Below are 24448 nucleotides of genomic sequence, written 5' to 3' on the forward strand. Positions count from 1 at the left end.
GCAAGACGCCCATGCGGATGACTGCTTATGGTTGTATCCGTGGCGAACGAAGCAGACTTGCGAAACCATCCGGGCCCTTACCTCGGATAAACGCGGCTTTTCTCGCCACATTGGAAATAATCGCCGCACGGATCGCTTTTATTCTCGAAGTCGTGCGGCCTGCGACTGGTGACCCTATTCGATGGAGAACACGGACCAGTTGATGCGCAACCGCGCGAAAGCGATCCGGTTGATCGGCATAGCCAACGAACTTCTCGCAATGGCACGCGAACTGGAGATCGGCGAAAGCCCCTCCGCCATTCTCGAATCCCTTTCCGCCGAGGCAGACGGGCGCGAAGGGGGCAAGGCGACGGCCAGCCAGGACCACCCTATCTGGGTGGAGCTGGCGCGGCAGACTTACGAAGACAGGCGCCGCCGCACCAAGATTTTCCGGTCAGAGGAGCTTTTCGGCGAACCGGCCTGGGACATTTTGCTGGACCTGTTCATCGCCGCCAAGGAACGTCGCCGCGTCTCGGTGACAAGCGCATGCATAGGCTCTGCCGTTCCGTCGACGACGGCTCTGCGCTGGATAGCGATCCTGGAAAAACAGAGCCTTCTGGTACGAGAGGCGGACCCTGGCGATGCCCGGCGCGTTTACGTCAAGTTGAGCGCCCGCGGCTACGCCGCCATGCTCGAATACTTCGCCTCCGCATCGCGGTCGGTCGTGAGGCTGGATGATTCCCCCAAGGAAATTCAGCTCGCGCGCTGACGCCGACAGGCCGGAAAAGTCCTCTTACCCCATGGAAGGATGGCCGGTCGGAAGCCGGAGCGGAGGTAGCGGGTGCCCGGCGCCTTTCACGGCGCCGGGCACCCGCGTCATCCTTTACGCGATCAGGCGCCGAGGCGACCGAAGGCGCCGATACCGGCGTAACGCGCAGCCTTACCCAGCTCTTCCTCGATACGGATCAGCTGGTTGTACTTGGCAAGCCGGTCCGAACGGGCAAGCGAGCCGGTCTTGATCTGGCCGCAGTTGGTGGCAACCGCGAGATCGGCGATGGTCGCATCCTCGGTCTCGCCCGAACGGTGCGACATGACTGCGGTGTAGCCGGCGCGGTTGGCGATCGAGACCGCTTCTAGCGTCTCAGTCAGCGTGCCGATCTGGTTAACCTTCACCAGCAGCGAATTGGCGAGGCCCATCTCGATGCCCATGGTCAGGCGCTTGGGGTTGGTGACGAACAGATCGTCGCCGACCAGCTGGACCTTGCTGCCGACCTTGTCGGTCAAGGCCTTCCAGCCTTCGAAGTCGTCTTCGCTCATGCCGTCTTCGATCGAGATGATCGGATAGGCGTCGCACAGGTCGGCAAGGTAGTCAGCGAAAGCAACAGGCGAAAGGCTAAGGCCTTCACCGCTGATCTCGTACTTGCCGTTCTTGAAGAACTCGGTCGAAGCGCAGTCGAGCGCCAGCATGATGTCGGTACCCGGCTTGAACCCGGCCTTCTCGACCGAAGCCATGATGAAGTCGAGCGCATCGCGTGTGCTGGCGAGGTTAGGTGCAAAGCCGCCCTCGTCACCCACGGCCGTCGCCAGGCCCTTCTCGTGCAGGCCCTTCTTGAGGGTGTGGAAGATTTCCGCGCCCCAACGTGCAGCCTCGGCCAGCGAACCGGCGCCGACTGGCATGACCATGAATTCCTGGAAGTCGATCGGGTTGTCGGCATGTTCGCCGCCGTTGATGATGTTCATCATCGGCACCGGCAGGACATGCGCCGAAACACCGCCGACGTAGGAATAGAGCGGCAGACCGCGCGCATTGGCGGCGGCCTTGGCAGCGGCGAGGCTGACGCCAAGGATGGCGTTGGCGCCCAGGCGTGCCTTGTTGGCAGTGCCGTCCAGCTCGATCATGGCGAGGTCGAGGTCGCGTTGGTCTTCGGCGTCGGAGCCGACGAGCAGTTCGGCGATCTCGTCGTTGACAGCGTCGATTGCCTTAAGGACGCCCTTGCCGAGGTAGCGGCTCATGTCACCGTCACGCAGTTCGACGGCCTCGTGCGCGCCGGTCGATGCGCCCGAAGGAACGGCCGCACGGCCAAAGCTTCCGTCTTCCAGCAAAACGTCCACTTCGACGGTGGGGTTGCCACGGCTGTCCAGGATTTCACGGGCATGGATGTCGATGATCGCGGTCATTTTGGCGGTTCTCCTCCTGCGGGCGCGCAGCCCGCGCCACTGGCGGCGGTCTTAGCAGGGGAACTTCGCGTGGCAAGTTGCGTTGCAGCAATAACGGGCAAGTTGTGTTACTCTGTCCGCATATGGCTTATAAGGGATCAAATCCCGCGCCGAGGGCAGAACAAGGAAGGATACCATCATGGTCGACCCCACAGTCACCGCCGGAAACGGCACCGAGAGCGCCAAGAATCACTTCACCAAGGCCATTGAACAAGCGAAGGCCGGTGCGCATGCGCTTGCCGGCGAATGCAAAGAAAAATTCGGCCATACCAAGGACGAATGGACCAGCGAAGCCAAGGTCAAGTCCGAGGAAGCCAAGGAAAAGGCTGGCACTTTCGCCGCTGACGCCAAGGTGAAGGCTGCCGAATATGCCGTCGAAGGCAAGGCCAAGGCCAGCCAGGCGATCGTCGGTCTGTCCAAGGTGATCGACGACAATTCCGCCCTGATCGACGAAAAGGTCGGCGCCAAGTATGGCGACTATGCACGCACCGCGTCCAAGTCGATGCAGGACGCCGCCGCCAGACTTGACGAGAAGTCGCTGGAAGACATTGGCGAGGATGCGCGTGAATTCGTTCGCAAGAGCCCCGGCCTGGCGATCGGCATCGCTGCCGCCACCGGCTTCGTGCTCGCCCGCATGTTCCGGGGCAAGTGAGGGCAGCGCCCCCGCGCCTGAGCACGCAAATGCAGGAAACTGATACAAACCTCATGCCAGACACCGCAAGGGTCGCGGCCGAGGGATACCTCAATCCATCGCTCGCAAGGGACCTGCGCCAGCTCGCTGACGAGGCCAAGACGTTGGCGCAGGCGGAATTCGCGTTCCAGAAATCGCGCGCTGCTTTCGTCGGCACCGAAACGCGCAATATCGCGCTGTTGCTGATCGTCACGGCTGCCATGGTACTTTTTGCAGCGATGGCTCTCGTGGTGGGCACAGTGATCGCGCTTGGACCTTTGATCGGACCTTGGGGTGCGATGGCGCTGGTCACGCTGGCGCTCGCTGTTTTTGCAGTATTATGCGCATGGAATGCCAAAGCGCGGCTACGGCGCATGATGACGATCATCGGCGGGAAAGACGAAACCTGATGAGGTGTTGGGGGCGATGAGCAGGTTGGCAGCACAAGTCATCGCCGACCGCGCGGCGCGCGATGCGGCGCGTGTCCGGTTCGATGGGCACTATCAGGTCTTCAAGGCCGACATGGATGAGCGCGGAATCGGCGGGCGACTCGCTGATGAGGCAATGGAGCAGGCGGCGCTGATGTTCGACGAGGCCGTCGCCGTGGTCGAGGAGCATCCCGGCGCGGTCGGCGGAACCTTGGCGGTTCTGGTGCTTTGGTTAGTAAGAAATCCTCTAATGGCCTGGGTCAAGGATACCTTCGACCTCGGCTCTCAATAAGGAGCCTCCCGGTGAGCAAAACCGATTCCTCCACGACCGATGCATCCAAGGGTGGATCCAAGAGTACGAATGTCGTCGCCCTGCCCGCCAAGCCGGTAGAGCAGCGTCCTTCGGAAAAGGTCATCGCCTTCGTGAAGCGCCATCCGGTAATAACCGTTGCCGGCGGCGTAGCGGTAGGCATCGCAATAAGCGCACTGCTTCCGCGCCGGGTGACCCGGATGGTTCCGCGCCGTGCGAGTCGCAAGCTGCTGAGCAAGGCAGTCGATCTTGCTGAAGTGGCTGGCGCGGCAGGTGTCGTGCTGAGCAAGCAGGCTGGCGACAAGGCCCATGACGTGGGCGTGGGTGCGCGCAAGCAGGCATCCTTTCTCGCTGACAAGGCTGAGAAGGCTGGCGGTATCGCCGTTCTCAATCTCGAAAAATACGGCCTTGCCGCTGTCGCTGCGGCAAGTGCGTTTGGACGCGCCACCGCCAAGCGCGCCAGCCAGCTCGGCGACGTTGCGGCAGATGCCGCGCACCGCATTGGTGACTCGGCCGCGGAACGCTCTGCCAAGGTGATCGACATGGCCGAAGACCTCAAGGCACGGTCAAAATCGCGTCACTGAGCGTCATAATTGATAATGACTTGCGGCATCAGATAAAGTCTGCGTCGCGAGGGCGATGAACCCTTGCGGCGCAACCTGACTAAAATTATAGGGTCCGCATCTCCCCCATCCAGGAAAGCGGCCCTCACTCATGCAGAAGCTTCACCTCGTCATGGGCGGCCGGGTAAAGGACCCGCGCAGCCTCGAATTCGTCGACCTCAAGGAACTGGACCTCGTCGGAGTCTATCCGGACTTCGCCTCCGCCCAGGAAGCTTGGAAGTCCAGCGCGCAGCGCACTGTAGACGATGCGGAAATGAAGTACGTTATCGTGCATCTGCACCGTCTGCTTCAGCCCGATCTCACCGAAGACTGAGATACGGTGCTCACGCCGGACACCAAACGGCGACAGACAACAAAAAAGGCCGGCATCGCTGCCGGCCTTTTTTGTTGTCGTAAGAAAATTGAGTTCAGATGAACTCGATCTTCTGCACGAGGTAGCACTTGTCGCCCGCAGGAACGGTCACTTCGACCTCTTCCTCTGCCTTGCGGCCAATCAGCGCCTTGCCCAGCGGCGAGGCGTAGCTGATGCGGCCCACGCGGGCATCTGCCTCGTAAGGACCGACGATCTGGTACTTTACCGGCTTATCGTCGTCGTCCAGCAGGGTCACAGTCGCCCCGAAGATGATCTTGTCGCTCGTCAGGGTCGCCGGATCGACGATCAGCGAACGGGTAACCTTGTCTTCCAGATCGGCGACCATCGCCTCGACCTGGCCCTGGCGTTCCTTGGCCGCGTGATATTCGGCGTTTTCGGAAAGGTCGCCATGGGCGCGCGCTTCCTCGATTGCGTCGACGATCAGAGGACGCTCTTCACGCAGCGCCTTGAGTTCTGCGGTCAGCCTTGCGTAGCCTTCCGCAAGCATCGGCAGCTTTTCGATACTAGCCATTCTAACGTATTTCCTTCTGCTGCCTCTCCACGATTGACCGACCTTTCAGAAGAATAGTCTCCTGTCCCGCCCCCTCGACATATCGTCGTTAGAAGTCAGGGCCGATCTGCTGCGATGTGGGGAGGCAAGATCGATTTCAGCTATAGTAGTCTTGCAACGAACGCACTTCAAGTTGGCTGCCGCGAATCGTCGCGATCGCTTCACTTGCAGCCACGCTGGCGGCAGCGGTGGTGAAGATCGAAACCTTGCCCGTGAGCGCCGAAGCGCGGATCGAGGTCGAGTCCTTGAGGCTCTGCCACCCTTCGGTGGTGTTGAAGATCAGTGCGATCTCGCCATCGACGATCTTGTCGACGATGTGGGGACGCCCTTCGGCCACCTTGTTCACCACTTCCACCGGCAGGCCCGCATCGGCGAGATACTTCTGCGTGCCCGAGGTGGCGATTACGCGGAAACCCTGTTCAACCAGCGTGCGGATAGCGGGCAGGATCACCGGCTTGTCGCTGTCCTTGACCGAGACGAACACGGTGCCCTCGGTGGGCAGGCGCATGCCCGCGCCGAGCTGCGCCTTGGCGAAGGCGGTCGGGAAATCGGCATCGATTCCCATGACTTCGCCGGTGGACTTCATTTCGGGGCTGAGCACCGGGTCGACGCCGGGGAAGCGCGCGAAGGGGAACACCGCTTCCTTGACCGCCATGTACGGCAGATCGCGCTTGAACGGCGGGAAAGTGTCCAGCATTTCGCCGGCCATGACGCGGCTGGCGATCTTAGCAACCGGCTGGCCGAGCGCCTTGGCGACGAAAGGCACGGTGCGCGAGGCGCGCGGGTTGACCTCGATGAGGTAGACCTCGCCGTCCTTCACCGCGAACTGGATGTTCATCAGGCCTCGCACACTGAGGCCAAAGGCCAGTGCTTCGGCCTGACGCTCCATTTCCACGATGATCTCGGGGGGCAGGCTGTAGGGCGGAAGAGTGCAGGCGCTGTCGCCCGAGTGAATGCCCGCTTCCTCGATGTGCTGCATGACGCCGGCCACGACGACTCGCTCGCCATCGCACAGCGCGTCGACGTCGCACTCGATCGCATCGCGCAGATACTGGTCGATCAGCACCGGGGAATCGCCCGAAACCTGGACGGCGGTGGTAATGTAGTCATCGAGCTGCTGCTCGCTGTCGACGATCTCCATCGCGCGGCCACCCAGCACATAGCTGGGGCGCATCAGCACCGGGTAACCAATTCGGTTAGCTACGGCGACGGCCTCGTCGCGGCTGCGCGCGATGCCATTAGCGGGCTGCTTGAGCCCCAGCTTGTCGACCATCGCTGAAAAACGCTCGCGGTCCTCGGAAAGGTCGATCGCGTCGGGGGAAGTCCCCAGGATCGGGATGCCTTCGTCTTCCAGCGCCTGCGCCAGCTTGAGCGGGGTCTGCCCGCCGAACTGGACGATGACGCCGACGAGTTCGCCTTTCTGCTGTTCGACGCGCAGGATTTCCAGCACGTCCTCGGCAGTCAGCGGCTCGAAGTAGAGGCGGTCCGAAGTGTCGTAGTCGGTCGAGACGGTCTCGGGGTTGCAGTTGATCATGATCGTTTCGTAGCCGGCCTCGGACAGAGCGAAGCAGGCGTGGACGCAGCAGTAATCGAACTCGATCCCCTGACCGATACGGTTGGGACCGCCACCGAGAATCACGATCTTGCGGCGATCGGACGGCATGGCCTCGTCTTCGGGCGCACCGAAAATCGGGGCCTCGTAAGTCGAGTACATGTACGGAGTCACCGCCTCGAATTCGGCGGCGCAGCTGTCGATCCTCTTGAAGACGGGCAAGACGCCCAGCTTGCGGCGCAGCTGGCGCACTTCCTTCTCGCTGGTGGCACCGGCCATGGCGCGAAGCGCATCATGGAGCAGGCCCGAACGCTTGGCCTGGGTTTCGCCCAGACCGCCGGCCACACCCACCGAACGCACCGCCAAGGTGGCGAGGCGCTTATCCGAAAAGCCCATGGCCTTGAGGCGGCGCAGGCCGTCCGCATCGATCGGTAACCCGTCCTGAAGGATCTTCGCTTCTTCGGCGATGATCTCTTCGATGTGGCGCAGGAACCACTTGTCGTAATGGGTGATCGCGTGGACCTCGTCGACGGTGAAGCCTTCGCGGAAGGCCTGCGCCGCGTTGAGGATACGCTCCGGCGTCGCCTTGGAAAGCGCGGCGGTGATCACATCACGCCCTGCGCCTTCGAGCGCCTGTACTCGGTTGAAGCCGTCCAGTCCGGTTTCCAGACCGCGCAGCGCCTTCTGCATCGATTCCTTGAAGTTACGACCGATCGCCATGACTTCGCCGACCGACTTCATCGCCGTGGTCAGGTCGTCCTTGGCACCCTTGAACTTCTCGAATGCGAAGCGCGGGATCTTGGTGACGACATAGTCGATGGTCGGCTCGAACGCCGCCGGGGTAGCGCCGGTGATCTCGTTGGTGATCTCGTCCAGCGTGTAGCCCACTGCCAGCTTCGCGGCGACGCGAGCGATCGGGAAGCCGGTGGCCTTAGAGGCCAACGCCGACGAACGCGAAACGCGCGGGTTCATCTCGATGACGATCAGACGGCCGTCTTTCGGATTCACAGCGAACTGGACGTTCGAACCGCCGGTCTCGACACCGATCTCGCGCAGCACCTCGATCGAGGCGGTGCGCATGATCTGGTATTCCTTGTCGGTCAGCGTCAGCGCCGGAGCGACGGTAATCGAGTCGCCCGTGTGGACGCCCATCGGATCGACGTTCTCGATCGAGCAGATGATGATGCAGTTGTCGTGGCGATCGCGCACGACTTCCATCTCGTATTCTTTCCAGCCGAGCAGCGATTCCTCGATGAGGACCTCGGTGGTGGGCGAAGCGTCGAGACCCGAGCGCACGATCGCCTCGAATTCGGCCTTGTTGTAGGCGATGCCGCCGCCGGTGCCGCCCATCGTGAAGCTGGGACGGATGATCGAGGGCAGACCCGTGTCCTCGAGAATCTTGAACGCTTCGTCCAGCGTATGGGCGACGCCCGAACGCGCCGAATTGAGGCCGATCTTGTCCATCGCCTGGCGGAAACGCTGGCGATCCTCGGCCTTGTCGATGGCATCGGCATCTGCGCCGATCATCTGTACGCCGTACTTCTCCAGGGTGCCGTCATTGAACAGCGCCAGCGCACAGTTCAGCGCGGTCTGGCCGCCCATCGTCGGAAGCAGCGCATCGGGGCGCTCCTTCTCGATGATGCGGGCGACTATCTCGGGCGAGATCGGCTCGACATACGTCGAGTCGGCCATGTCCGGGTCGGTCATGATCGTCGCCGGGTTGGAGTTCACCAGGATGACCCGGTAGCCCTCTTCCTTGAGCGCCTTGATCGCCTGCGTTCCCGAATAGTCAAATTCGCAGGCCTGGCCGATGATGATCGGGCCGGCGCCGATGACGAGGATCGAGGAGATGTCGGTACGCTTGGGCATGGGCTGTCCTGGAGTATCCTGTGTGTCTTATATTAGGTCGGTGTGGTGGCCTAGGCCACCAGCTCGCCGAACGCCTTGTCCCAGTACTCTGGTCCTTCGGCCTTGGCTTTCACAATTATCGTATTCGCCTTCTGCTCCTCGCGGATCACTTCCCGGAAGCGGTCCGCCTGGAACTGGTGCATCGAGCCGCCGTATTCACCTTCGTTGGTGGACCAGGCGCCCTTCTCGATCATCAGGTCGATGAACGCCTTGCCGGCTTCCTTCGAGTGCTTGCGCACCTTGGGGCCGAACTTGCGCACGGCCACCGCGACCTTGTCGTCGAAGATGAGCTGAAGCTCACCGTAAGGGTAGAAGCGCGGCGCCACCGAGAGGTCGGCGGCAGGACCAGCGATGTAGTAAGCGAGCATGTGGTCGACGAGGTCGGTCATTTCAGGCACCTTGTTTTGCAGTTGTCGGATAACGAACTGCATAGGCAAAGTGCGCTGCGGGGTCGAAAGCTCGCTGGGACGCCGCGGCAATGATCGCCGATGCGGGAAACGGCGCGGGCGCCATTCCGGGAGCCTGACCCCTGACTGCCATCAACCCAGCATTCCCACGAACTTCTCGAACAGATAGAAGCTGTCCTGCGGGCCAGGGCTCGCCTCGGGGTGGTACTGCACGCCGAAAGCGCGCTTGCCCTTGATCGAGATGCCGCAGTTGGAACCGTCGAAGAGCGAGACGTGAGTCTCCTCGATGTTCTCGGGCAGGCTGGTGTTGTCGACTGCGAAGCCGTGGTTCATCGAGGTAATCTCGACAACGCCGTCGCCCAGGCGCTTGACCGGGTGGTTCGCACCACGGTGGCCCTGGTGCATCTTGCTGGTGGTAGCGCCGGCGGCGAGGCCGAGCATCTGGTGGCCCAGGCAAATGCCGAAGACGGGAACGTCACGCTCGATCAGAGCCTGGATCACCGGAACCGCGTACTTGCCGGTAGCAGCCGGGTCGCCCGGGCCGTTCGACAGGAACACGCCGGCAGGCTCCAGTGCGAGGATCTGGTCCAGCGTCGTTTCTGCCGGAACCACGGTGACGCGGGCACCTGCCTTCACGAGATTGCGGAAGATGTTGTCCTTGGCGCCAAAGTCCATGGCGACGACGTGGGGACGCGCATCGCCTTCGCCTGCCGCGTTCTCGGCACCGTAACCGGCGTCCAGCGTCCAGATCGAGCCTTCCCAGCCCTCCTGGATCTCGCGGCTGACGATCTTGGCGAGGTCCATGCCCTCAAGGCCTGGCCATTCCTGCGCACGTTTGATGAGCGCGGGGATGTCGAAGTTGCCCTCGGGATCGTGGGCGATCACCGCGTTAGGCGCACCGGCCATGCGGATGCGGCGGGTCAGCGCGCGGGTGTCGACGCCCGAAAGGCCGACCTTGCCCTTGCTCGCCAGCCAGGGGCCGAATTCGGCATCGGCGCGGAAGCTGGACGAAAGCGTCACTTCCTCGCGGACCACGCAGCCCACGGCACCATCGACTTTCGACTCGAGGTCTTCGTCGTTCACGCCGACGTTACCGATGTGCGGAAAAGTGAAGGTGACGATCTGGCCCGCATAGGACGGGTCGGTCATCACTTCCTGGTAGCCGGTCATGGCAGTGTTGAAGCACACTTCACCAACAGACTCACCGACATGGCCGAAGCCACGGCCCCAGACTACGTGCCCGTCACTGAGGACAAGCACGCCGGTCGCCCCTTCAGGTTTGGGCGCAAGCGAAGATGCGGCGTCGGCCATGGTGGGTCGCTCCGTTGCAGGCGTTTTCAGACGTTGTTTGCTAAGGAGCTGCCGCTAGAGATGGTTGTGCACTGCGTCAAGGCGCGGACGTGCAAAATGCCCCATGCCCTGCTAAGTTTTACGCTGGTTATGCCGGTGCTTTTGCGCCAGCGCCCCCGCTCAACCCAGTCAGGACAACGGAAAAACAATGCTTCGTGATTCGATCAAGGCCGCGCAGATCTCCGCCATGAAGGCAGGGGAAAAGCAGCGGCTGGCCGCCGTTCGCCTCATCCTTGCCAAGGTCAAGGACCGCGACATCGAGCTGCGCACCGCCGAAACCACGCCGGACGACGACGCACTGGTGATCGACGTGCTCCAGAAGATGGTGAAGCAGCGCCGCGAATCGATCCAACTGTTCGAACAGGGCGGCCGCCCCGAGAAAGCCGCCGAGGAACAGGCCGAACTCGAAGTGATCGAGGGCTTCCTCCCCGCCCAGCTCTCCGAGGAAGAGACCAAGGCCGTGATCGAGGCGATCAAGGCTGAAGTCGGCGCCACGGGCATGAAGGACATGGGCAAGGTCATTGCGCAACTCAAGGCCCGCCACGGCAGCGAACTCGACATGGGCAAGGCGAGTGGCTGGGTGAAGGCGGCGCTGGCGTAAAACCCCGCCGTGGGCCTCTGGCGACGCTATCTCGACTGGCGCAAACGCAACGTCTTCGCCATCGATACGGGCGGCGATGGCTTTCGCGTTCGGCATGGCCGGGAAACGTGCGAAGTCAGCTGGTCCGGGATCGAAGCCGTCCTTGCGTTCAAGCGTGATTTGCTGACGGTCGACCGCCTTTGCGTTGCCGTCGTCTCCGATGGTTCGGCCATGGAACTCGACGAGTGTATGGAAGGCTTCGAGCCTTGGTTGCTCGCGCTTGAAAATCGCCTGGAGATTGCCGGGGAATGGCGCCTCAGGGTTCTGTTCCCCGTCTTCGAGACCAATATGCTTGAAATCTTTCGCCGCGATCCAATGCCCGCCGGGCTCAGGGAAGCCACCTAATGCTGACACCCCAATGGCTGGACCAGCTTCGGTCCCGCGTAGCCCTTTCCGCCCTCGTCGGGCGCTCTGTCCGGCTGCAGAAGGCGGGGCGCGAGCATAAGGCCTGCTGCCCGTTCCATAACGAGAACTCACCCAGTTTCTACGTCAACGACGAAAAGGGCTTCTACCACTGCTTCGGCTGCGGGGCGCACGGCGACGCCATCCGCTGGATGACCGACCATCAAGGCATGGCCTTCATGGACGCGGTCAAGGATCTGGCTGCCGAAGCCGGCATGGATGTGCCCGAGCCGGACCCCCGCGCTGCAAAAGCCGCGGAAAAGCGCGATTCCCTCCATGACGTGATGGCCGCCGCGCAGGACTGGTTCAAGGCCAGCCTTAACGGCACCGAAGGCGACACGGCGCGCACCTACCTCGCCACGCGCGGCTTCGATGCGCACACCATCGAGCGCTTCGGCTTCGGCTTCGCGCCGGAGGGCCGCCAGGCGCTGAAAGGTGCCCTCAGCCGCTTCCCGGAGGCCATGCTGATCGAGGCGGGCCTGCGCATCTCCGTCGAGGAGCGCGATCCCTACGACCGCTTCCGGGGCCGCCTGATGCTGCCCATCGAGGACGCGCGCGGCCGGGTCATCGCATTCGGCGGGCGTATCCTCGCCAAGACCAAGACCGATGCACCCAAGTACCTGAACTCTCCCGACACGCCGCTCTTCGACAAGGGCCGCACCCTCTACAACCTCCACCGCGCCGCGCCCGCTGCCCGCCAGTCCGGCCGGATGATCGTGGTCGAGGGTTATATGGACGTCGTCGCGATGGCGGCTGCCGGGATCGCCGAATGCGTCGCTCCGCTGGGCACCGCGCTGACCGAGCAGCAGATCGAGATGCTCTGGCGTCATGTCGAAATGCCGATCCTGTGCTTCGACGGCGACAAGGCCGGGCAGCGCGCCGCCATGCGCGCGATCACCCGCGCCCTGCCCCTGCTGCGCCCGGCCCATAGCCTACGCATCGTTCGCCTGCCCGAGGGTCTCGATCCCGACGACCTTATCAAGGCCAAGGGCGCCCGCGCGATGGAAGCGCTGCTGAGCGAACCCAAAAGCCTCATCGAAGTGCTGTGGGAGGCCGAACATGACGCCGTCCCCCTCAATACGCCCGAGGACAAGGCGGGCCTCAAGGCCCGGCTGATGGCGCATGTCGAGGCGATCCAAGACCCCGACATTGCCAGCCTCTATCGCCGCGAAGTGCAGGACCGCTACTCCGCGTTCGCCTTCCCCAAGCGCGAGAGCAAGTGGCAGCCGGGCGGAAACGCGCAAGGCGGGTTCCAGCGCGGTCAAAACCAGAAGGGCGGCAAGTGGAACGGGCGCCCTGCCCCTGCCCCGTCATCGCCCGAATCGATCAGCCGGCTCAACCGGCGCCACGAGCAGGGGGGCACCCGCGACGGCCTTTCTGCAGCGGTGATCGCCGGGCTGATCCGCTGGCCGGAGATCCTCGTGCGCCACGCCGAGGCGCTGGCGAGAACTCCGGACCTCGATCCGCGTTTTGAATTGCTGATCGATTGCTGCGGCGGAGGAGAAGCGCTTGAAAGCGCGCAACTTGAGACCATATTACGGGAAAATGGTTCAGAACCTCCAACAGCTGCCGACTACTACGGATTTCGCTTCGGTTTCCTTGGAAATGGCGAAAATCCTGAAAAATCGGCAGAGGAACTGACCCAGGCCATTCAGCTTTTGATCGAACGACCGGCGCTCGAAATGGCGCTTCAGGCGGCCACCGCCCGGCACGAACGGGAATTCACCGATGAAACTTTCGCGGAGCAACAAAGGCTACGTGAGAGAAAGCTGGAATTTGATAGTCGTCTAAGGCACATGGCGACAAGACATGCGTCTTTGTGAATTATAATTATACGAAGGCACACGGGACAACGGCGGAAGAATGAGCAAGAACGACAACACTGCCGACAACAGCGACGGTCTTGATGCACCGCTGATCGATCTCAACGAGGGATCAATCAAGAAGCTGATCGCGCGCGCCAAGCGCCGAGGCGTCATCACTGTTGACGAGTTGAACGAAGCCCTTCCCCAAGACCAGATGACCACCGACCAGATCGAGGACATCATGTCCGCGATCTCCGAAATGGGCGTCAACATCGTCGAGAGCGATGAAGACGCCGACGCCCAGGCCGACGAAGACCGCGACCGTGACAGTGAGGCCGAAGAAGCCGAAGCGGACGGCGAAGAAGTTTCCCAGCGCCTTGTTGTCGACAACAAGAAGAAAGAAACTGTCGAGCGCACCGATGATCCGGTCCGCATGTACCTGCGCGAGATGGGCGCGGTCGAGCTGCTCAGCCGCGAGGGCGAAATCGCCATCGCCAAGCGGATCGAAGCGGGCCGGGACATGATGATCCTGGGCCTGTGCGAAAGCCCGATCACCTTCCACGCCATCATCCAGTGGTCCGAGGCACTCAACGCCGGTGAAATGCAGCTGCGCGAGATTCTCGATCTCGACGCGATGCTGACCAAGGAACCCGCGCCCGAAAGCCTGAACGAGGACGGCGAAGGCGACGACGACGGCGAAATCAGCGAAAAAACCGCCGGCCCTTCCTTCAAGGAAGAGGACGACGTCGAGGAGGAAGCTGCCGACGAGGTCGACGAGGACGGCAACCCGATCCCCAAGCGCGAAGCCGAGGAAGAAGAGGAGGACAACACTCTCTCCCTCGCCCAGATGGAAGCGGCCCTCAAGCCCGAAGCGCTCGAGAAGTTCCTGCTCATCACCGAGCTGTTCCGCACGTTTGAGCGCCTCCAGTCCGATCGCCTTGACGCGCTGGCGCTGGGCATCGATTTTCCCGCTGCCAAGGAAGAACAGTACCAGCAGCTGCGCGAAGACCTCACCGCACAGGTCGAATCGGTGAAGTTCCACGCGACGAAGATCGAATATCTCGTCGACAATCTCTACGCCTTCAATCGCCGCCTCACCACGCTGGGCGGCCAGATGCTGCGCCTCGCAGAGCGTCACAAGGTGAAGCGCGCAGATTTCCTCGAAACCTATGTCGGCCGCGAACTGGACGACACCTGGCTTGAGGAAATGGCCAAGAAGGACAAGAAGTGGGCCGCCTTCGCCGCGTCTGAAGCAGACCCGGTCGAGCGTATCCGCATCGAAGTGTCGGACATCGCCGCTGCCACCGGCATGGCGCTGCCCGAGTTCCGCCGCATCGTGAACATGGTCCAGAAGGCGGAGCGCGAGGCGCGCATCGCCAAGAAGGAAATGGTCGAGGCGAACCTGCGTCTCGTGATCTCGATCGCCAAGAAGTACACGAACCGCGGCCTGCAGTTCCTGGACCTCATCCAGGAAGGCAACATCGGCCTGATGAAGGCCGTCGACAAGTTCGAGTACCGCCGCGGTTACAAGTTCTCGACTTATGCCACCTGGTGGATCAGGCAGGCGATCACCCGCTCGATCGCGGATCAGGCGCGCACGATCCGCATCCCGGTTCACATGATCGAAACGATCAACAAGCTGGTCCGCACGAGCCGCCAGTTCCTCCACGAGCAGGGCCGCGAGCCTACGCCTGAGGAAATGGCCGAGCGTCTGTCGATGCCGCTCGAAAAGGTCCGCAAGGTGATGAAGATCGCCAAGGAGCCGATCTCCCTCGAAACGCCGATCGGCGACGAGGAGGATTCGCACCTCGGAGACTTCATCGAGGACAAGAACGCGATCATCCCCGTAGATGCCGCGATCCAGGCGAACCTCAAGGAAACCGTCACCCGCGTCCTTGCCTCGCTTACCCCGCGCGAAGAGCGCGTGCTGCGTATGCGCTTCGGCATCGGCATGAACACCGATCACACCCTCGAGGAAGTCGGCCAGCAGTTCTCGGTGACCCGCGAACGTATCCGCCAGATCGAAGCGAAGGCGCTGAGGAAGCTCAAACACCCGAGCCGGTCGCGCAAGATGCGCTCGTTCCTCGACCAGTGAAAGAAAAGCCCCGCTTCGGCGGGGCTTTTCATTTGGCCTATCGGCCGCAAGGCCGCTGGTCGACCACGGTATAGCCCTTGTCCCTGGCCATGCAGGCATTGCTGAAAGTCTGGCGTTTGCCTTTCTTCACCGCGCAGACGGGGGCGTATTCCCTGGTGCACATCGCCGGCTTTTCGGGGCGGGGCGGGCGCGGGCGGTGTGGACGATCCGGGCCCGGCATCGTTTCCAGACATCCGGCGAGGACAAGAAGGCCTGTCACACCCAGTACCGACAATATGGAACGCTTCATTTCTATTCCCTTATCGAACCGGTCTGCGCCGGCCAGGGCATAGTGCGCTGGCCCGGCAATGGCCGCAACCCACGCCGTTCATCATCAATTGTGCAGGATCGGCCGCCCTCGGCCTAGTCTTTGCCGCCTAGCTTCCGCGCCTCGCTGTAGATCGGGATACTGTCGGCAGGTGCGTCCCAGCGCACCCACAGGGCTACCACGACGGCCGCCAGCAGGAAAACGCCCACTAGGAAACGTGCGGTCCACACCTCGGCGACAGGGCGCAGGGGCAACAGAACCGTGCATGCAAGGGCAAGCGGCAGCACTGCCACCGCCGGGACCATTGCCCCCACCGCCTGCATCAACTCGTAGCCCAGCATCAGCGCATAGCCGGTGACAAGAGCCGCCACGACGACCATCGCCGCCGTGCCCGCAACGCCATGGCGCAGCCGCAGCAGGGCAGCTGCGCCTCCCAGCGCCAACGGCACCGTCAGGACATAGGCGGCTGTCGGCGCCAGCGCCTGCATCGCGGCGCCCGCTACCCACAGCGGCAACACGAAGCCGGCCTCCCCCGAGCGCGAGGACGGTCTCCTGGCTGTCAGCAACAGCGCTGCCCCGATGCACACGGACAGGGCCATCCATTGCAGCCTCGGGACCGCGGCCAGCCTGTCGTAGTAGTCCACCGGACCCGGCCCCTGTGAGATCAGGTTAAGCCCCTGCAGCGCCGCTCCGGCCACAACCACCAGCCCGAGCATCCGTACCGTACCGCCCAGCAACGCAAGTGGCTCAAACCGGCGCGCGGCAAGCGCTGCATATCCCGCAAAGCCCAACGCCAGCATCGCCCAGCCGCACCATACCGCGTAATGGACCACGAACAGCCCGAACACATCGAAGAACACGATGCCAGGCGCAGTGCCCGGCAATTGCTCGGCGCGTGAAAGCGCCCGGGCCAGGCCGAGCGTCTGCTCGCCCATCTGCTGCAGGGAACCCTGATCGAGCCGCTCCGCCGTCGCGAGCGGAGAGTGGTATAGCCCCGGTCGCCCAATGAAGGCGAAGTTCCAGGCCGGTATGTCGGACGACGATTTCAGACGCAGCAGCACGCTGAGATCGGTGTCGTTGGGCAGCACGCTGTAGATGAATGTCGCAAGCGAGGTTCCTGCCGGATGCGGCACACTGGCCGCCCAGGCCCGCACCGCATCGCCGTTCATCGGCGAGGTCTGGAACAGGTTCGCCTTGCCGCCCCCGCCGCGCGCCTCAAGGTTGATGATCGCGCCGATGCGGCTCACCTCTGGCGCCTGTCCGAAGAACAGCTTCGCGCCGACAAGGCCCGCCTCCTCGCCATCGGTGAGGATCACGATAACATCGCGCCGCCTTTGATAATCCAGAGAAAGAGCACGCACCGTTTCGAGAATGGCGGCAACGCCCGACCCGTCGTCGGCGGCTGCGGGAGAGCCCGGCACGCTGTCGTAATGCGCCATCAGCGCCACCGCAGGCAGCTTCGGATCACGCCCCGGCAAAATCCCGATCACATTGACAAGCGGGATCTCGGCGGCGGCGGTGCCGTTGTGGCGGTTAAACCATGGCCTCACGCTTTGAGGGAACACGCTCTCCTGCGTGCGCACGGTAACCCTCATGCTTTCGAGCCGCCGCATAAGATAGCCGCGCAAGGCAACGAACTCGGGCGACGCGCTGGGGTGCGGCGCACGGGCGATCCGCTCGACATCGGCCATGGCCCGCCCGGCGGAAAAGACATCGGCATATGCGGAGACAGGCTGTGGGCGGGGCGGCGTCGACCCCAGTACCGCCAGGCCGATTGCCATAACCAACGCTATTAAAAATGCCTTTGCACTCCCCACCGCGCCCCTCCTGAAAATACCTGCCGCACAATGCCCGATTTGCACGGTGAGGCCAGCCCGTTACTCATTCCCGATGACGAGTACCCGCCGTGCGCGTGCGAGACTCGCAATTGCGACAAGTCGCGACTAAGGGGGCGCGAACGAATCCCGCATCAGGATAGGCGAACCGCTCCCATGCGCATTGCAATTGCATCCGATCACGCTGCCGTCGACCTCAAGGCGTGCCTACGCGAATATCTCATCGAAGCCGGCCACGAAGTCGCCGATCTCGGCCCCGAAACGGCCGACCGCGTCGACTATCCCGACTATGGCTACAAGCTGGCCTCGGTCGTTGCCGACGGCACGGTGCAGTTCGGCGTCGCCCTGTGCGGCTCCGGCATCGGTATCTCGATCGCGGTCAACCGTGACCCGGCCTGCCGCTGCGCCCTGGTGGGAGAGCCGCTATCGGCCGCCCTCGCCCGCGAGCACAACGACGCCAACGTCATCGCCATGGGCGCACGCCTGACCGGCGAGGACATGGCCAAGGCCTGTCTCGATGCTTTCCTCTCGGCCGAGTTCGGTGGCGGACGCCACGCGGGCCGCGTCGAGAAGCTTTCCAATCCGTCCTTCTGAAGGAGCCAAGAACCATGACCGTAGAAACCGCCATCCGTTCACCCGGCTTCTTCAGCGACACCCTCGCGCAGAGCGATCCCGCCATCGCCAAGGCCATCGGGAGCGAACTCAAGCGCGAGCGCAAACAGATCGAACTGATCGCTTCGGAAAACATCGTCTCCAAGGCGGTGCTCGAAGCGCAGGGTTCGGTGCTGACCAACAAGTACGCCGAGGGCTACCCCGGCAAGCGCTACTACCAGGGCTGCGAGCCTTCGGATGAGGTCGAAACCCTCGCCATCGAGCGCGCCAAGCAGCTGTTCGACTGCGGCTTCGCCAACGTCCAGCCCCACTCGGGCGCGCAGGCCAACGGCGCCGTGCTGCTCGCGACCGTGAAGCCCGGCGACACCGTCATGGGCATGAGCCTCGATGCCGGCGGCCACCTCACGCACGGCGCGCGCGCTGCGCTTTCTGGCAAGTGGTTCAACGCCGTGCAGTACGGCGTGACCAAGGACACCCACCTGATCGACTACGACCAGGTCGAGGCCCTCGCCCGCGAACACAACCCCAAGCTCATCATCGCCGGTGGTTCGGCCTATCCGCGCATCATCGATTTCAAGCGTATGCGCGAGATCGCCGATGCCGTCGGCGCGATCTTCCAGGTCGACATGGCCCACTTCGCCGGCCTCGTTGCTGCGGGTGAGCACCCCTCGCCCTTCCCGCACGCCCACATCGCCACCACCACCACGCACAAGACCCTGCGCGGTCCGCGCGGCGGCATGATCCTCACCAACGACGAGGCGCTGGCCAAGAAGATCAACTCGGCCGTCTTCCCCGGCCTCCAGGGCGGTCCGCTGATGCACGTCGTCGCAGCCAAGGCCGTGGCCTTCGGTGAAGCGCTGCGCCCTGAGTTCAAGGACTACTCCAAGCGCGTCATCGAGAACGCTCAGGTTCTCGCCGCCACGCTCAAGGCACGCGGCGCGGCGATCGTCTCGGGCGGCACCGACACGCACCTCGCGCTGATCGACCTGTCGCCGCTGGGCGTGACCGGCAAGGACGCCGACGAGGCGCTGGAGCGTGCAGGCATCACCTGCAACAAGAACGGCATCCCGTTCGACCCGCTGCCGCCGATGAAGACCAGCGGCATCCGCGTGGGTTCGCCCGCCGGCACCACGCGCGGTTTCGGCCCGGAAGAGTTCCGCCAGATCGGCGAGATGGTCGCCGACGTCCTCGACGGACTTGCCAAGTGCGGCGAATCCGGTGACGCTCAGGTGGAGCAGAACGTGCGCACGCGCGTTGAAGCGCTGTGTGACCGCTTCCCCATCTACGAGGACTGATCTTATGACCGACCCCCAGCGCCCCAACAAATCCGGCGATTTCGTGACCGATGCGCGCCAGGAACTCGCCGGAATGCTCAGCGATGGCCTCAGCCATCCTTCGACCAAGCCGGTTCTTGTATGGGGCGCTGTGGGCGCGGTCGCAGGCGCGTTTCTTCCGTTCGTGTCGATCGGCCTCGGGCTGGCGACGGGTGCGGGCTACAAGTTCTACAAGCGCGTTCGACCGGAATGATCGCCTCGCACCTGAAAGTACCTGACTGAATGCGCTGTCCTTTTTGCGCCCACGACGATTCCCAGGTCAAGGACAGCCGCCCGACCGAGGACGCCACCGCGATCCGCCGCCGCCGCCAGTGTTCCAGCTGCGGCGCGCGCTTCACAACGTTCGAACGAGTACAGATTCGCGAGATCGTGGTGGTGAAAAGCAACGATTCGGCCGGCGAGCCGCGCCGCGAACCGTTCGACCGCGCCAAGATCGAACAGTCCGTCACCCTCGCCTGCCGCAAGCGCGCGATAGAGCGGGAGAAGATCGACCGGCTGGTCTCTGGCGTCCAGCGGCAGGTCGAGACCTCGGGCGAGACCGAGGTGCCTTCGCGCATGATCGGCGAACTGGTCATGGAAGGCCTGCGCCAGCTCGATTCGGTAGCCTATATCCGCTTTGCCAGCGTCTACCGCGCCTTCAACGAGGCGAAGGATTTCGAAGAATTTGCAGGAACGGTGCGTGATGTCGGCGTCAATTGAAGTGAAGAAGCCGGTCATCGTACTGGTCCGTCCGCAGCTGGGCGAGAATATCGGCAAGGCCGCGCGCGCTATGCTCAACTTCGGGCTCACCGAACTGCGCCTCGTCACCCCGCGTGATGGCTGGCCGAATCCCTCCGCGGGCCCCGCCGCAGCGGGCGCGGACGAAGTTCTGGAGCATGCGCAAGTGTTCGAGTCGCTGGCCGATGCCGTGTCCGACTGCGCCAACGTCTATGCCACCACGGTGCGCAAGCGCGGTGTCACCAAGCCCGTCGTCACGCCCGAGCAGGCCGCCCGCGAGGTTCACACCGCGCCGGGCCGCTCGGCCTATGTCTTCGGACCTGAACGTTCGGGGCTGGAGACCGAGGACGTGGCACTGGCCCGCGCTATCCTGACGGTGCCGATCAATCCCGAATTCGCCTCGCTCAACCTCGCGCAGGCGGTGATCCTGTGCAGCTATGAGTGGTCGAAGGGCGTGCCCACCGGCGTGGAGGGCGGCCTTGCCCAGCCCACCGTCGAGGAACTGCTCCCCCCTGCCCCGCAGGAGGAGCTGGAAGGCATGATCGGCCAGTTCGAGACAATACTGGGTCCGACCAAGTATTTCTACCCTGAGAGCCGTGCCAGCGCCACCCGGCTCACATTGCGCAACATGCTGACCAAGCCGGGCTGGAACAGTCTCGAAGTCCGCACTATGCGCGGCGTCCTCAGCGCTCTGGGCGGTAATCGCAAGCCGCGTCCAATCGAATAGGGCCCGATCCGGTCAAATTCGGCGGGCATTTTACTTGGCACCTTCGGCTCCCAGACATAGTATTTGGCAACCGTGTTTTTCGGGAGCTTGCTACCATGATCCGTGCCTTGCTAGTTATTGCCCTCGCCGCGCCCATCGCCGTGATTGCTGCCCCCCTCGCGGCTGAGGAAAAAGTCGAGAACCCCGCCAAGCCCGCTGCTGAAAAGAAGGTATGCCGCAAGATCGGTGAAGCGGGCTCACGCATGGCCAAGCGCTTTTGCCTTACGCCTGCCGAATGGGAAAAATTCGACGCCAACAACAACCAAGGCGCAACCACGATCCTGAACCGCAGCTCCGATCAGGTCCAACACTGACGTTCAGGCCTCGTGGTTCAACCTGAACCGCTTAATTCGCCGGTAACCGCCCTGCTTGCGATCTTGTTCGTTGACTCTCCGCCCCAACCCGCTAAGGGCCACCCCTTCACATGGCACCTGCTTTTTGCAGGCCTGTCCATTCGGCCCCGCACCCCGGTGAAGCGGCGGCCGCATCCAGTGCAAATATGGCTGGATGGTGCACCCCGGGAAACTACGGATCGCGCAGCCACAGTGGCAGCGCGGCAGCAGAACGGAAAGTAAGACTATGTCGAAGCGTAACGCCTCGAAGTACAAGCTCGATCGCCGCATGGGCGAGAACATCTGGGGCCGTCCCAAGAGCTCGGTCAACCGCCGCAGCTACGGCCCCGGCCAGCACGGCCAGCGCCGCAAGAGCAAGGTTTCGGACTACGGTCTCCAGCTGCGCGCCAAGCAGAAGCTCAAGGGCTACTACGGCGACGTGACTGAAAAGCAGTTCAAGCGCACTTACCAGGAAGCGTCGTCCATGAAGGGCGATACCAGCCAGAACCTGATCGGCCTGCTCGAGCAGCGCCTGGACATGGTCGTGTACCGCGCCAAGTTCGCGCCGACCATCTTCTCGGCCCGCCAGGTCGTTTCGCACGGTCACATCCGCGTGAACGGCGTGAAGTGCAACATCGCATCGCGCCGCATCCGCGTTGGTGACGTCATCAGCCTGGGCACGAAGGCCAAGGAAATGGCTCTCATCATCGAAGCCCAGAACCTGCCCGAGCGCGAAGTCCCCGACTACGTCGCCCAGGACGGCACCGACAAGGTGACCTTCGTTCGCGTTCCGACGCTCGACGAAGTGCCTTACCCGGTGAAGATGGAACCGAATCTGGTCGTCGAGTTCTACTCGCGCTGATCCGGCTTTCCCGGTTCGTCCGGGGAAAACGAAATACGAAAGGGCGGTCCTCCGGGGCCGCCCTTTTTGCATCCGATCCGGATATAAAAAATTACATTATTCGCGTGACTTGTAAGGGAACTGCCGCAGGTTTCCGGCATTGAGCAGTCACCATGACACGCTACCGCTTCGTTACCCCGCACCGCACCGGAAAATGGTACGCCGACCTCAAGACCGCACAGCGCCACGCCTGCGAGATCGGCGCCGGTTTCCTTGATGAAATGACTGGCCGCTTCGTCGCCTACGTAGAGACGATGCTGGAAACCGCCACCGAGGGACAGGAGCAGGCAGAAGCGGCCTGATCGAGCAGGCCGCTTCTGCCTGCTTCGATCAGTTTGCGGGCAGGCCCAGGCTCTTGCGCAGAAATGCATCGCTGCGACCGAGTAGGGTTGTACGCGCATCCCCGTCCACCAGTGAATGGGTCAGCCCTGGAAATGTCACCAACTCCACGGATTTGCCTGCAGAACGCAAGCGGCTTTCCATCAACTTCGACTGTGTCACATCAACATTCAGGTCGAGATCGCCGTGGAACATCAACACCGGCACGGTAATGGATGACGCATTCTGCGCAGGAGATCCTTCCATCACGTGAGGCCCGTTGCCGATCATCGCGTCTACCTGAACGAAGTTACTGTAGTGCAGGTGGTCATTGCGCATCTTGGCGAGGTCGGTGACCGGAGCGATGGCGACGATCGCTTTGAACAGCCCAGGATCAAGCACACCCGACTGCAGCGCCGCATATCCGCCGTAGGACCAGCCGACGATGGCGAGTTTGTCACTTGCGGCGACCCCGGTCGACACCAGCCAGCGACCTGCGGCATCCACGTCACCGATGGCAGTGCGCCAGGACTGGAAGCCGTTCTTCTCGAACCATGCCTCGCCGAAACCTGCCGAACCGCGAAAATTAGGCTGCAACACGGCAAAGCCACGTGCAGCGTAGAACTGTACGAGCCAATCAAAGCCCCACTCGTCGCGTGAGGACGGGCCGCCGTGCGGCATGACGATTGCCGGAAGGTTTTTCCCGTCGCTCCCGGGAGGAACCGTCAGGTATGCAGGGATCATTGTCCCATCGGCAGCCGGGTACTGCACAGGTTTCATGCGAGCGAGCGTGCGGCCTGCAATGCCCGGCCGAACCGGGACGATTTCTTCCAGCTTGCGCGCCGTCTTGTCGAACATATAGTAGCGGCCGGGATCGATGTCGCTTCCCGTAAACAACAGAAATCGGCTCTCGTCAGCGCTGGCATCAAGGAAGCTGAGCGCAGATTCTTGTTCGAAAGCCTTCGAAAGCGACTGGCGCAGCGCTTTCAATGCCGGATCGAACAGTTCCACCTGACGGTATTCGGATGCAAACGAAGCGCCGACCACCCGCCGCGACCGGCCGATCTGTACCAAGCCGTCAACATCGATACCGGGTTTGGCGAAAACCAGTTCGCGTGCATCGCTGCCGTCGAGTTTCTTGCGATACAGCGCGGCGAAGCCGTCCTTGTTCTCGAAACCGTATACGGCGTCGAGATCGGGGTCGATGGCCACCGGGTTGAAGCCAGAGGTCGTCCCCGAGGGGTTGAACACCACCCGGCTAAGCGAGGACCACCCCCGTTCGCCCTGCTTGCGATAGGAATAGTCTATGAAACTCTTGTCATAGCCCGTTCCGGAGGTCGGGTTGATACCCATGATCCGGATGCTGCCGCGGCCATCACCAATGAAGCTAACGGCATCCGCCACCGGCCTTTCATAGATAGTGCGGCGTAGCGTGCGAACATTCACGCTTTCCACCCCAAGCCCTTCGGCCGAGGACGCCATGCGGGTGCCGGTGCCGTTCTCGGGCACGAACTGGCGCAGCATCAGCACTTCGCCAGGATTTTTCCCCTGCCAGTCTATGACGTCGCCGCCATACCAGGTGAAACCCAATGCGCGGTCGGCCTCAGACGGGGTCAGTATCTTCGCCGGACTACCGTCGACACCAATCACGATCTGCCGATTAAATCTTACGATCTGCCCGGTCGCGTTGCTGGTAATCGCGATAACGCAGATCAGTTGATCATCCGTCGGCCATGAACAATGGCCCACCCTTTCGCCCGGACGGGTTACAGTGAGGATCGGTCTCGCTTGCCCCCCTTTTGCGAAATCGACCAACGTAATGACATCGCCGCGCCCTTTGTAGGGCTGGACGAAAGCGATCATGGTGCCGCCCGGCGAAAGGCTGATGTCGCTGACCGCCTCGCGCTGGCCGAATGCTGCCGCGACTTGCGCCGCATCTTCAGCCTGCCCCGCTCCAGCGCACCCAAACCCCATCGCCAGCGATGTCGCTGCCATGAATATATTTCGCATTGATGTG

26 protein-coding genes are annotated in these 24448 nt (G+C 62.8%); 18 read left to right on the forward strand and 8 right to left on the reverse strand.

The features are described 5' to 3' along the window. Positions 1 to 181: 181 nt before the first annotated feature. Positions 182 to 748 (forward strand): MarR family transcriptional regulator, encoded by a 567-nt coding sequence (locus GVL61_RS00275; RefSeq protein WP_159975675.1) that lies wholly within the window; start codon positions 182 to 184, stop codon positions 746 to 748. A gap of 122 nt (positions 749 to 870) precedes the next feature. On the opposite strand, the gene eno is transcribed toward GVL61_RS00275, so the two are convergent. Continuing rightward, positions 871 to 2157 carry a phosphopyruvate hydratase gene (gene eno / locus GVL61_RS00280; RefSeq protein ID WP_159975677.1) on the reverse strand — a complete coding sequence of 429 codons (1287 nt, stop codon included), beginning with the start codon at positions 2155 to 2157 and terminating at the stop codon, positions 871 to 873. 178 nt (positions 2158 to 2335) lie between these two features. Between eno and GVL61_RS00285 the strand changes: the two genes are divergently transcribed. From GVL61_RS00285 to GVL61_RS00305, 5 genes are all read left to right on the forward strand, one after another. Continuing rightward, positions 2336 to 2848, forward strand: a complete 513-nt coding sequence (locus GVL61_RS00285; protein WP_159975679.1) for a hypothetical protein — start codon at positions 2336 to 2338, stop codon at positions 2846 to 2848. A gap of 53 nt (positions 2849 to 2901) precedes the next feature. Continuing rightward, on the forward strand, positions 2902 to 3276 hold the full coding sequence (locus GVL61_RS00290) for a phage holin family protein (RefSeq protein ID WP_235037472.1): 375 nt from the start codon (positions 2902 to 2904) through the stop codon (positions 3274 to 3276). Between the two features lie 16 nt (positions 3277 to 3292). Further along, a complete protein-coding gene (locus GVL61_RS00295; protein ID WP_159975683.1) occupies positions 3293 to 3586 on the forward strand; it encodes a hypothetical protein in 294 nt (97 codons plus the stop codon). 11 nt (positions 3587 to 3597) lie between these two features. Next, positions 3598 to 4188, forward strand: coding sequence for a hypothetical protein (locus tag GVL61_RS00300; RefSeq protein WP_159975685.1), 591 nt, complete (start codon positions 3598 to 3600; stop codon positions 4186 to 4188). Positions 4189 to 4318: 130 nt separating this feature from the next. Further along, on the forward strand, positions 4319 to 4540 hold the full coding sequence (locus tag GVL61_RS00305) for a DUF4170 domain-containing protein (RefSeq protein WP_159975687.1): 222 nt from the start codon (positions 4319 to 4321) through the stop codon (positions 4538 to 4540). Between the two features lie 94 nt (positions 4541 to 4634). Here the strand turns inward: GVL61_RS00305 and greA are convergent, their stop codons facing one another. From greA to carA, 4 genes are all read right to left on the reverse strand, one after another. Further along, positions 4635 to 5111, reverse strand: a complete 477-nt coding sequence (greA, locus tag GVL61_RS00310) for a transcription elongation factor GreA (RefSeq protein WP_043972988.1) — start codon at positions 5109 to 5111, stop codon at positions 4635 to 4637. A gap of 136 nt (positions 5112 to 5247) precedes the next feature. Beyond that, positions 5248 to 8571: a carbamoyl-phosphate synthase large subunit gene (gene carB / locus GVL61_RS00315; RefSeq protein WP_159975689.1), complete on the reverse strand. Its 3324-nt coding sequence runs from the start codon at positions 8569 to 8571 to the stop codon at positions 5248 to 5250. 50 nt (positions 8572 to 8621) lie between these two features. After that, complete coding sequence (locus GVL61_RS00320; RefSeq protein WP_159975691.1) at positions 8622 to 8999, reverse strand: hypothetical protein; 378 nt, start codon at positions 8997 to 8999, stop codon at positions 8622 to 8624. A gap of 150 nt (positions 9000 to 9149) precedes the next feature. Then, positions 9150 to 10328 carry a glutamine-hydrolyzing carbamoyl-phosphate synthase small subunit gene (gene carA, locus GVL61_RS00325; RefSeq protein ID WP_159975693.1) on the reverse strand — a complete coding sequence of 393 codons (1179 nt, stop codon included), beginning with the start codon at positions 10326 to 10328 and terminating at the stop codon, positions 9150 to 9152. A gap of 187 nt (positions 10329 to 10515) precedes the next feature. On the opposite strand from carA, the gene GVL61_RS00330 reads away from it, so the two are divergent. From GVL61_RS00330 to rpoD, 4 genes are read left to right on the forward strand one after another with little or no spacing between them, the layout of a single operon-like run. Further along, the gene (locus tag GVL61_RS00330) at positions 10516 to 10968 is read left to right on the forward strand and encodes a GatB/YqeY domain-containing protein (protein WP_159975695.1); all 453 of its coding nucleotides are present in this window, start codon (positions 10516 to 10518) and stop codon (positions 10966 to 10968) included. 9 nt (positions 10969 to 10977) lie between these two features. Continuing rightward, positions 10978 to 11352 (forward strand): hypothetical protein, encoded by a 375-nt coding sequence (locus tag GVL61_RS00335; RefSeq protein WP_159975697.1) that lies wholly within the window; start codon positions 10978 to 10980, stop codon positions 11350 to 11352. Next, positions 11352 to 13232 carry a DNA primase gene (dnaG, locus tag GVL61_RS00340; RefSeq protein WP_159975699.1) on the forward strand — a complete coding sequence of 627 codons (1881 nt, stop codon included), beginning with the start codon at positions 11352 to 11354 and terminating at the stop codon, positions 13230 to 13232. Before GVL61_RS00335 ends, dnaG begins: the two co-directional genes overlap by 1 nt. A gap of 40 nt (positions 13233 to 13272) precedes the next feature. After that, a complete protein-coding gene (gene rpoD, locus GVL61_RS00345; RefSeq protein WP_159975701.1) occupies positions 13273 to 15309 on the forward strand; it encodes an RNA polymerase sigma factor RpoD in 2037 nt (678 codons plus the stop codon). Between the two features lie 37 nt (positions 15310 to 15346). Here rpoD and GVL61_RS00350 read toward each other — a convergent pair whose 3' ends face one another. Beyond that, the gene (locus GVL61_RS00350; protein ID WP_159975703.1) at positions 15347 to 15598 is read right to left on the reverse strand and encodes a hypothetical protein; all 252 of its coding nucleotides are present in this window, start codon (positions 15596 to 15598) and stop codon (positions 15347 to 15349) included. Between the two features lie 113 nt (positions 15599 to 15711). Next, the gene (locus tag GVL61_RS00355) at positions 15712 to 17397 is read right to left on the reverse strand and encodes a M28 family peptidase (RefSeq protein ID WP_159975705.1); all 1686 of its coding nucleotides are present in this window, start codon (positions 17395 to 17397) and stop codon (positions 15712 to 15714) included. Positions 17398 to 17607: 210 nt separating this feature from the next. Between GVL61_RS00355 and rpiB the strand changes: the two genes are divergently transcribed. The 8 genes from rpiB to GVL61_RS00395 all read left to right on the forward strand — a co-directional run bounded on the left by rpiB (position 17608) and on the right by GVL61_RS00395 (position 22415). Beyond that, positions 17608 to 18045, forward strand: a complete 438-nt coding sequence (gene rpiB, locus GVL61_RS00360; RefSeq protein WP_159975707.1) for a ribose 5-phosphate isomerase B — start codon at positions 17608 to 17610, stop codon at positions 18043 to 18045. 14 nt (positions 18046 to 18059) lie between these two features. After that, positions 18060 to 19358: a serine hydroxymethyltransferase gene (gene glyA / locus GVL61_RS00365; RefSeq protein WP_159975709.1), complete on the forward strand. Its 1299-nt coding sequence runs from the start codon at positions 18060 to 18062 to the stop codon at positions 19356 to 19358. A gap of 4 nt (positions 19359 to 19362) precedes the next feature. Continuing rightward, a complete protein-coding gene (locus GVL61_RS00370) occupies positions 19363 to 19590 on the forward strand; it encodes a hypothetical protein (RefSeq protein ID WP_159975711.1) in 228 nt (75 codons plus the stop codon). Positions 19591 to 19619: 29 nt separating this feature from the next. Continuing rightward, entirely contained in the window at positions 19620 to 20096 is a 477-nt protein-coding gene (gene nrdR, locus GVL61_RS00375; protein ID WP_159975713.1) for a transcriptional regulator NrdR, read from the forward strand. Beyond that, on the forward strand, positions 20080 to 20841 hold the full coding sequence (locus GVL61_RS00380; RefSeq protein ID WP_200844729.1) for an RNA methyltransferase: 762 nt from the start codon (positions 20080 to 20082) through the stop codon (positions 20839 to 20841). The genes nrdR and GVL61_RS00380 overlap by 17 nt, the downstream gene beginning before the upstream one ends. 95 nt (positions 20842 to 20936) lie before the next feature. Then, complete coding sequence (locus GVL61_RS00385; RefSeq protein WP_159975715.1) at positions 20937 to 21194, forward strand: hypothetical protein; 258 nt, start codon at positions 20937 to 20939, stop codon at positions 21192 to 21194. A 265-nt stretch (positions 21195 to 21459) separates the two neighbouring features. Beyond that, positions 21460 to 22074 carry a 30S ribosomal protein S4 gene (gene rpsD / locus GVL61_RS00390; RefSeq protein ID WP_059150267.1) on the forward strand — a complete coding sequence of 205 codons (615 nt, stop codon included), beginning with the start codon at positions 21460 to 21462 and terminating at the stop codon, positions 22072 to 22074. Positions 22075 to 22226: 152 nt separating this feature from the next. Further along, positions 22227 to 22415 (forward strand): hypothetical protein, encoded by a 189-nt coding sequence (locus tag GVL61_RS00395; RefSeq protein ID WP_159975717.1) that lies wholly within the window; start codon positions 22227 to 22229, stop codon positions 22413 to 22415. A 28-nt stretch (positions 22416 to 22443) separates the two neighbouring features. Here GVL61_RS00395 and GVL61_RS00400 read toward each other — a convergent pair whose 3' ends face one another. Then, positions 22444 to 24426, reverse strand: a complete 1983-nt coding sequence (locus tag GVL61_RS00400) for a S9 family peptidase (RefSeq protein ID WP_159975719.1) — start codon at positions 24424 to 24426, stop codon at positions 22444 to 22446. Positions 24427 to 24448 lie beyond the last annotated feature (22 nt).

Origin of the sequence: Novosphingobium sp. 18050 (assembly GCF_902706195.1) — a bacterium.
Taxonomy (GTDB): Bacteria; Pseudomonadota; Alphaproteobacteria; order Sphingomonadales; family Sphingomonadaceae; genus Novosphingobium.

Bases quoted from the DNA above. Each gene is read 5' to 3' on its own strand.
- GVL61_RS00320 (WP_159975691.1), bottom strand. From the start codon at position 8,999: ATGACCGACCTCGTCGACCACATGCTCGCTTACTACATCGCTGGTCCT.
- eno (WP_159975677.1), bottom strand. From the start codon at position 2,157: ATGACCGCGATCATCGACATCCATGCCCGTGAAATCCTGGACAGCCGT.
- nrdR (WP_159975713.1), top strand. From the start codon at position 19,620: ATGCGCTGTCCTTTTTGCGCCCACGACGATTCCCAGGTCAAGGACAGC.
- GVL61_RS00350 (WP_159975703.1), bottom strand. From the start codon at position 15,598: ATGAAGCGTTCCATATTGTCGGTACTGGGTGTGACAGGCCTTCTTGTC.
- GVL61_RS00305 (WP_159975687.1), top strand. From the start codon at position 4,319: ATGCAGAAGCTTCACCTCGTCATGGGCGGCCGGGTAAAGGACCCGCGC.
- glyA (WP_159975709.1), top strand. From the start codon at position 18,060: ATGACCGTAGAAACCGCCATCCGTTCACCCGGCTTCTTCAGCGACACC.
- rpsD (WP_059150267.1), top strand. From the start codon at position 21,460: ATGTCGAAGCGTAACGCCTCGAAGTACAAGCTCGATCGCCGCATGGGC.
- GVL61_RS00285 (WP_159975679.1), top strand. From the start codon at position 2,336: ATGGTCGACCCCACAGTCACCGCCGGAAACGGCACCGAGAGCGCCAAG.
- dnaG (WP_159975699.1), top strand. From the start codon at position 11,352: ATGCTGACACCCCAATGGCTGGACCAGCTTCGGTCCCGCGTAGCCCTT.
- GVL61_RS00400 (WP_159975719.1), bottom strand. From the start codon at position 24,426: ATGGCAGCGACATCGCTGGCGATGGGGTTTGGGTGCGCTGGAGCGGGG.
- GVL61_RS00385 (WP_159975715.1), top strand. From the start codon at position 20,937: ATGATCCGTGCCTTGCTAGTTATTGCCCTCGCCGCGCCCATCGCCGTG.
- rpiB (WP_159975707.1), top strand. From the start codon at position 17,608: ATGCGCATTGCAATTGCATCCGATCACGCTGCCGTCGACCTCAAGGCG.
- rpoD (WP_159975701.1), top strand. From the start codon at position 13,273: ATGAGCAAGAACGACAACACTGCCGACAACAGCGACGGTCTTGATGCA.
- GVL61_RS00275 (WP_159975675.1), top strand. From the start codon at position 182: ATGGAGAACACGGACCAGTTGATGCGCAACCGCGCGAAAGCGATCCGG.
- GVL61_RS00395 (WP_159975717.1), top strand. From the start codon at position 22,227: ATGACACGCTACCGCTTCGTTACCCCGCACCGCACCGGAAAATGGTAC.
- GVL61_RS00295 (WP_159975683.1), top strand. From the start codon at position 3,293: ATGAGCAGGTTGGCAGCACAAGTCATCGCCGACCGCGCGGCGCGCGAT.
- GVL61_RS00370 (WP_159975711.1), top strand. From the start codon at position 19,363: ATGACCGACCCCCAGCGCCCCAACAAATCCGGCGATTTCGTGACCGAT.
- GVL61_RS00355 (WP_159975705.1), bottom strand. From the start codon at position 17,397: ATGGCAATCGGCCTGGCGGTACTGGGGTCGACGCCGCCCCGCCCACAG.
- GVL61_RS00290 (WP_235037472.1), top strand. From the start codon at position 2,902: ATGCCAGACACCGCAAGGGTCGCGGCCGAGGGATACCTCAATCCATCG.
- GVL61_RS00330 (WP_159975695.1), top strand. From the start codon at position 10,516: ATGCTTCGTGATTCGATCAAGGCCGCGCAGATCTCCGCCATGAAGGCA.
- carA (WP_159975693.1), bottom strand. From the start codon at position 10,328: ATGGCCGACGCCGCATCTTCGCTTGCGCCCAAACCTGAAGGGGCGACC.
- greA (WP_043972988.1), bottom strand. From the start codon at position 5,111: ATGGCTAGTATCGAAAAGCTGCCGATGCTTGCGGAAGGCTACGCAAGG.
- GVL61_RS00380 (WP_200844729.1), top strand. From the start codon at position 20,080: ATGTCGGCGTCAATTGAAGTGAAGAAGCCGGTCATCGTACTGGTCCGT.
- carB (WP_159975689.1), bottom strand. From the start codon at position 8,571: ATGCCCAAGCGTACCGACATCTCCTCGATCCTCGTCATCGGCGCCGGC.